Below are 6,460 nucleotides of genomic sequence, written 5' to 3'. Positions count from 1 at the left end.
CAGATGTGCGTGCCGGGCGTCGCGAGCCCGGCATAGATCTTCAGTGCGCTCCTAGCCGATGCCGAGCACCGAGCTGCGGGTGACCAGGTCGAAGAGGCGGGAGAGGTCCTCCGGCCGGCCCGCGACAAAGCTGCGGTCGGTGTCGGGGCCCGTGACACCGCCCGGGAAGGGGCCGCCGTCCAGCGCCCGGATCTCCACTCCCGCCTCCCTGGCGAGCAGGGCCCCGGCCGGCAGGTCGATGGCCTCCGCCCGGTAGCCGATAAACCCATCGATGTCGCCACGGGCGAGCATGGACCAGGTCAGCAGGGGCGCCCACAGCTGGAGCAGCCGCCGACAGTGGCTCTCGAGCCCCTCCTTGAGGGCGCGCGCCACGGGGTCGTCGCGGGCCACGCCATACCCCTGGGTCCAGGCCAGCAGCGGTCCGGCCGGGGACGGCGGGCGGCTGGTGACGCTCATCCGTCCATGCGGGCCATGGGCGCCGCCACCGCTGAGCGCGCTCCAGGTCCGCTCGGTGACCGGGTCGTGCACCACGCCGACCACCGGCACATCGTCGGCGCACAGGGCGATGCCGACGACATACGCGGCCAGTCCGATGACCACGTTGTTGCTGCCGTCCAGCGGGTCCACCAGCCAGGTGCGCCGCGCCACCCCGGGGCCGGCGGCGGCGCCGTCCAGCGCGCCCGCCTCCTCGGCGAGGATCCGGTCGTGCGGGTAGCGTTCCCGGATCCGGCGCACGATCAGGCTCTCGGCGAGCATGTCGAGGTCGGTGACCACGTCCCCGAGGCGGCCCTTGGCCCGGATGCCGTAGTCGCTCTGGAAGCGGGACCGCAACAGCGCGCCCGCCTCGCGCGCCGCAGCGACCGCGAGCCGCTGTTCGTCCGCGAACCGCGCCGCGGGGAGGGGCGGTTCGGGTGTGTCATCGGAAGTGAGGAGCATCGATCCTCCTGAGGACGGTGCAGGCGGTCCGGACGGACTGCGCCACGTCGCACTTCTGTCGTACCACCCGGTGGCCGACGCCATCCACCGGTCCGAGGGAGAGGTCGCGGCATCCCGGCCGGGTGCGGCCCAGCAGCAGGGTCGCGGCGGCTCCCGCGGGGAGGACGGTGGTGTGGAACTCCCCCGCGGGCAGGGTGTAGATCTCCCCGGCGGCGCTGGTCCGTCCGCGACCCGGCCGGTAGCTCACCAGGCGGGAGGTCGGCCGGAGTTCGTCCACTCCCGAGGGGCTGCTGACGATCTCGAAGACACGGTGCGTGGGGCTCTCGCGTTGCTCCACCACCCGCACCGGCAGATTGGCCACCCGCCCGTACAGCACACAGCTGGTCAGATCCCAACTGTGCGAGTGCACGGACGAGGTGGTGAGCCCGGGCCCTCCGGATGCTCCGGGCACTCCGGATACTCCGGGCACTCCGGATACTCCGAAAACATGGACACAGACCCCGCGGTCGCCGTCGCGCTGCACGGGGAAGCAGAGGAATCCCAGCGGGTGCCGGATGGCGCACAACTCCCGTCGTCCGGTGGCGATGTCGTCGAGCGCGGACACGGCGGCCCGGAACAGTTCGCCGGTCCCCCGGCCGCCGTCCACCACCTGTTCGAGTAATCGGTAGTCCACGGCTCCTCCCTTCCGGCGCTCACCTCCGGTATGGATTCTCGGCGTGCAGTGCCTTGTCGACGATCTCGCTCACATCCCGGTCGGAGAAGGCCGCCGGGAGCGGCAGCCCGATGCCCTCGAACAGCCGGCGCGCCTCGTCGGCCGTGGGCTCCTCGCTCAGCGGTTCGGTGCGGTCGAGGCCGACGGTGACCGCCTGTTCCCGGCTCTGGTGGAGCTCGGTGACGTAGTAGTCATAGAGCGGCCGGTCCCGTTCCACCAGCAGGTTCACCCGCCGGGGATCGTCCTGGGTGATGATCAGGCACGAGTCGGACAGGTCGAAGCGCAGGGTGGGCACGGTCGAGGACAGATGGACGTCGGCCTCCAGGGTGTCCAGCCGCTGTTGGTACCAGCAGACCGCGAGCACCGTGGCGAAGGACTCCTTGCGGGTCCGGTCGGCGCTCCAGGCGTCGGGCGGTACCACATCCAGCCGGTGGGCGAAGGTCTGCCGGAAGCGCGCGTAGGCCGCGCAGGCCTGCTCATCGGCCGGATTCACGATATCGATCTTCATGGTGAGGGAACGGCGCCGCCGCCGCGCCTCCTGGACGCAGACCGGGAGGGTCACCGCCCGCAGATAGGTCCCGGTCCCGCCCTTGAACACCCAGCGCTCGGTGTTCTGCCGGGCCCGGTCCAGGGCCCGTTCGAGTTCGTCCCCCGACAACGACCGCACCATGACCAGGTCTTCGATGGCGCTCCTGGTCCCGGCCGTCGCCTCGTGGATGTCGGCCATCCGGCGCCTGCGCTCGGTCAGCGTGCCATAGACGAGCGCACCGAGGACCAGCAGCGTCGCTCCCGAGCCGATGCTCGGGTCGAGGCTGTGGTCGAAGATCTCCAGGAGGCCGATGACCAGGGCCGCGCCCATGGCGACGACCGCATCGAGATTCCTGATCGTCCAGCCGACGGCATTCTCGATGCGACGCCCCGGTTCCGCGGTACTGCGTGCCACTGCGATGGTCCCTCCCCCGGATGACGCCATGGTAGGAGCGGGCGGCGGCCCTCGGCCAGGTGTCCGGCGGGTTCCTCGCCATCCCACCGGTGCATCCGGACGGCCCCCGCCCGGATGCGGCCGGACACCGGCCCTGCCAGGCTGGCGCCCATGGGTGGAGGGCCCACGCGTTCGAGAGGACGGCTCATGGCGCGCTCCCGCCGGATTCTGCAACGGGTGGGCCTGGCCGGGGTGCTCGCCTGGGCCGCGGCGGCCTCGGCGTGGCTGGCGCCCGCGGCCGATGCCCCGCCCCGCTTCTCACCCGGCGCCCGGGGCATCGGCGATTCCTACTTCCCCCGGCTCGGTAGCGGCGGCTTCGACGCCCTGCACTACGACCTCGACATCGGCTACGCCCCCAGGTCCGGCCGTCTGAACGGCCGTACGACCCTCACCGCGCGCGCCACCCAGAACCTCTCCTCGTTCGGCCTCGGCCTCCGGCAGCTGACGGTCGCCTCCGTCGAAGTCAACGGCAAGCGCGTCGCCTTCACCCACGACGGGGACGAGCTACGCATCCGCCCGAGCCCGGCCCTGGCCAGGGGACGCACCTTCACCACCACCATCACCTATGGCGGCATACCCCGACCGCTCGGCGGCCCGGTCGTCTTCGGCTCCAAGTACGGCTGGATGCGGACCAAGGACGGTGTCTTCGTCGGCTGTGAACCCGATGCCGCCTCCACCTGGTTCCCCTCCAGCGACCATCCCTCCCGCAAGGCGACCTTCGACATCCGCATCACCGCCCCCAGGGGCCTGACCGCCGTCTCCAACGGCCGCCTGCTGAGCACCGGCCGCCGAGGGGACAGCACCGTCACCCACTGGCGGGAGACCCGCCCCATGGCCACCTATCTGGTCACCGCCACCATTGGACGGTTCGACGTCAGCAGGGGCCGGACGCCGGGCGGCATCCCCATCTATGTGGCCGCCGACCGCACGCTGCCCACCGGCGGCGTCGATGTCTACGGCATCACCGCCGAGGCCACCGACCACTGGTCGAAGGTCTTCGGCCCGTATCCCTTCGAGGAGACCGGCGCGATCGTCGACGACATGCCGGAGGCCGCCTTCTCCCTGGAGACCCAGACCAAGCCGCTCTACTCGGCCGTGCGGTCGGAGTCGACCATCGTCCATGAGATCGCCCATCAGTGGTTCGGCGACTCGGTCTCGGTCGAGCGCTGGAAGGACATCTGGCTGAACGAGGGCTTCGCCACCTATGCCGAGTGGCTCTGGGCCGAGCACAAGGGACGGTACACCGCCCACCAGGCGTTCCTCGGCACCTACGACCACCACCCGGCCGACGACCCCTTCTGGCAGGCCGACGCCGCGGACCCGCAGCGCGACATCATGCTCTCCCGCACGGTCTACGAGCGCGGGGCCATGACGCTGCAGGTGCTCCGTGAACGCATCGGCGACCGCGCCTTCTTCAGGCTGCTCCCACTGTGGACCGCCCAGCACCGCTACGGCAACGCCAACACCTCCCAATTCGTGCGCCTCGCCGAGCAGGTGTCGGGTCAGGACCTCAAGTCCCTGTTCACCACCTGGCTTTCGGCGCCGGGACGACCGGTGCGACCGTGACCCGGACGGCCGAGGTGCCGAGTCCCCTGAGGGCCGTGCCCGGTGGCGACGGGAGTGCTGCCGCGGCCGGATACCGGTGCAGCAGCTCGGCCTCGGTGTACCGGCGGCATTCCCGGTGCCAGGCGAGGATTCCGGCCAGCCAGTTCTTGAGGTCCTCGGCATGGCCCAGCAGCGCGGTCCGGGCCTCGCCATCGAGCTCGAATTCCTCGAACAGGGCGGGGAGTTGGGTGGAGACAAGGTGCTCGAACTCGCGCATCCTGGAGGTCATCAGGTCGCCGACGATCCCCAGGGCCTGGTCGTAGTCGCAGCCGAAGAAGTTCTGGACCACCAGCAGGGCGTTGTGGACCTCGCCCTCGAACCGGATCTCCTTCTGGTAGGAGAAGACGTCATTGACCAGGCAGGCGTAGTCCGAGGCGGCATCCTCCATGGCCTTGACCGGCCGGGTCCGCAGCAGGCCGGGCGGCACGGAGTCACCGCGTCCGATGCGCGACAGGCTCATGGTGAGATCGGCGCCGAAGGTCCTGCGGCGCATCTCGATGTAGTCGACCGGCTCGGGGATCCGGTTCTGCCGGTGATTGGCCAGCTCCCAGAGCCAGCCGGCGGTCATCTCCTCGACGGCGGTGCGGAACGCCCGGCGGTCGTCCGGGCCCATCGGGCCCGCCGTGCGCGGCCAGAGGTCGGCGAGGCCGCGTTCCAGGACGTCCGCCGGGGGCGGCATGGTGGTGACGTCCAGCGGCATAAAGGCCGAAAGCCTTGCGTTGTACGCCCGGGCGGCGGCCGGATCGGGGGTGCGCCCGAAGACCAGCGGATAGTAGTCGTCACCGTAGGTTCCCCAGGTGAGCCAGTCCGTGGCCAGGTCCAGTTCATCGGGGGACGCGTCGGGGTGGATTCCCGCCGAGCACAGGGCGAAGTCGAATTCCCCGAGCCGTCGTTCGTCCCAGAGACCGGAGCCGGGGATGCCGGGGGCGGGTTCGAGCATTCCCATGGCGCCGCTCCACCGGAGGCCATGGCGGCGCGAGGCCTCCAGGTGCGGGCTCAGCCGGGTGGCGAACGGCATGTGGAAATCGGGCAGCTGGGACGGTCCGACCGGCTGGAACGGCACATGGCCATGGCTGCGGGCCCGGCCGGGGGTCGTCACGGCCAGCGAGGGGATCACCCGGGCCGCCGAGGTCCCCAGGCCGAGGGGGCCGTCCGGCACGGCCGACGCGCCCCGGGAGGCCTCGTTCATATAGCGGCTCGAGCGCAGGTGCCACTCGTGCCCGCCGGCCTGCCAGTCCTGGAGCCCCTTGACATAGGCGAAGACGGCCCGGCAGGCATCGGCGTCCAGGCCGTGTTCCCGGACCAGCGGCGGCAGTTCGGTGAGGGTGGTGTGCTCGAACTGCTGGAGCCGGGAGGTGAGGAGGTCATTGACCGTGTCGGCCGCCTGCTGGGTGTCACAGCCGAGAAATCGCTCCAAAACCAGGACGGCATTGGCCAGTTCACCCTCCTCCTGGGTTTCGCGCTGGTACGAGAAGAGGTCATTGCGCAGATGCACCCCGTCCGCGAACGTGTCCTTGAGGACACGCATGGGCCTGCTCGCCGCGATGGCGGCGGGCACTTCGGCGCTCGCCACATATTCGACGAGGTTGGCGGACCAGGGCGCGCCGCCGACCTTGCGCCGCATTTCGATGTATTCGACGGGATTGGCGATGCGGCCTTCATTGATGTTGGACAGCTCCCACAGGGACTCCTCAAGGAGGTGCCGGGTGCTCTCCGCGAAACGGCCCCGCCAGTCCTCGGACATCGACGGGACCGTCCGGGTCCATAGATCGGCCAGCCCCGCCTCCACTTGATTGGCAGGGTCTTCTTGATTGACCGGGTCTTCGTGGATTGCGGTGTCATGCACCGGCATAAAGGCCGAGAGCCGGTCCAGATATGCCCGCGCGCCCCGCATGTCACCACTGCGTTTGAAGGTGTCCAGGAAATGGTCGTCGAAGAAGAACACCCAGACGTACCAGTCGGTTACCAGCTCGAGCTCGGGCCCGGAGGCGTCGGGATGGGTGTACGCACAGAGCAGCGCATAGTCATGGGAGTCGAAGGCCGCCTCGTCCCAGACACCGGAGCCCTCGATCATCCGCAGGCCGCGCGCCCATGCCTTGGAGTGCTGCCGGGCGGTCTCGAGATGGGGGTTCAGACGTGCCGGGTACGGCGTGTAGAAGCGGGGAAGCCGGAAGGGCTGAGACATGGCACTGGTGCCTTTCGTGTGTCCCGGGTCCTCGAGTCGC

The 6,460-nt window shown here is 70.2% G+C and carries 5 protein-coding genes; 1 reads left to right on the top strand and 4 read right to left on the bottom strand.

The window, feature by feature from the left end; all coding sequences use genetic code 11:
• Positions 1-51: 51 nt before the first annotated feature.
• From ABCR83_RS23685 to ABCR83_RS23675, 3 genes are read right to left on the bottom strand one after another with little or no spacing between them, the layout of a single operon-like run.
• Positions 52-936, bottom strand: a complete 885-nt coding sequence (locus ABCR83_RS23685; RefSeq protein ID WP_462697163.1) for an inositol monophosphatase family protein — start codon at positions 934-936, stop codon at positions 52-54.
• The gene (locus tag ABCR83_RS23680) at positions 917-1,609 is read right to left on the bottom strand and encodes a hypothetical protein (protein WP_462697162.1); all 693 of its coding nucleotides are present in this window, start codon (positions 1,607-1,609) and stop codon (positions 917-919) included. Before ABCR83_RS23680 ends, ABCR83_RS23685 begins: the two co-directional genes overlap by 20 nt.
• A gap of 19 nt (positions 1,610-1,628) precedes the next feature.
• Complete coding sequence (locus tag ABCR83_RS23675; RefSeq protein ID WP_462697165.1) at positions 1,629-2,597, bottom strand: hypothetical protein; 969 nt, start codon at positions 2,595-2,597, stop codon at positions 1,629-1,631.
• A 180-nt stretch (positions 2,598-2,777) separates the two neighbouring features.
• On the opposite strand from ABCR83_RS23675, the gene ABCR83_RS23670 reads away from it, so the two are divergent.
• Positions 2,778-4,196 carry a M1 family metallopeptidase gene (locus ABCR83_RS23670; protein WP_462697161.1) on the top strand — a complete coding sequence of 473 codons (1,419 nt, stop codon included), beginning with the start codon at positions 2,778-2,780 and terminating at the stop codon, positions 4,194-4,196.
• Here ABCR83_RS23670 and ABCR83_RS23665 read toward each other — a convergent pair.
• Positions 4,153-6,420, bottom strand: a complete 2,268-nt coding sequence (locus tag ABCR83_RS23665; RefSeq protein WP_462697160.1) for a terpene synthase family protein — start codon at positions 6,418-6,420, stop codon at positions 4,153-4,155. The genes ABCR83_RS23670 and ABCR83_RS23665 overlap by 44 nt on opposite strands.
• Between the last annotated feature and the right edge of the window lie 40 nt (positions 6,421-6,460).

The sequence above is a fragment of the Streptomyces xingningensis genome, from assembly GCF_054957865.1.
The sequence above is the reverse complement of the archived record's forward strand: the minus strand, read 5'-3'. Positions and strand labels throughout refer to the sequence as shown.

Excerpts from the sequence above, each read along its gene's own strand:
- ABCR83_RS23685 (WP_462697163.1), bottom strand. The coding sequence starts at position 936 with ATGCTCCTCACTTCCGATGACACACCCGAACCGCCCCTCCCCGCGGCG.
- ABCR83_RS23670 (WP_462697161.1), top strand. The coding sequence starts at position 2,778 with ATGGCGCGCTCCCGCCGGATTCTGCAACGGGTGGGCCTGGCCGGGGTG.
- ABCR83_RS23665 (WP_462697160.1), bottom strand. The coding sequence starts at position 6,420 with ATGTCTCAGCCCTTCCGGCTTCCCCGCTTCTACACGCCGTACCCGGCA.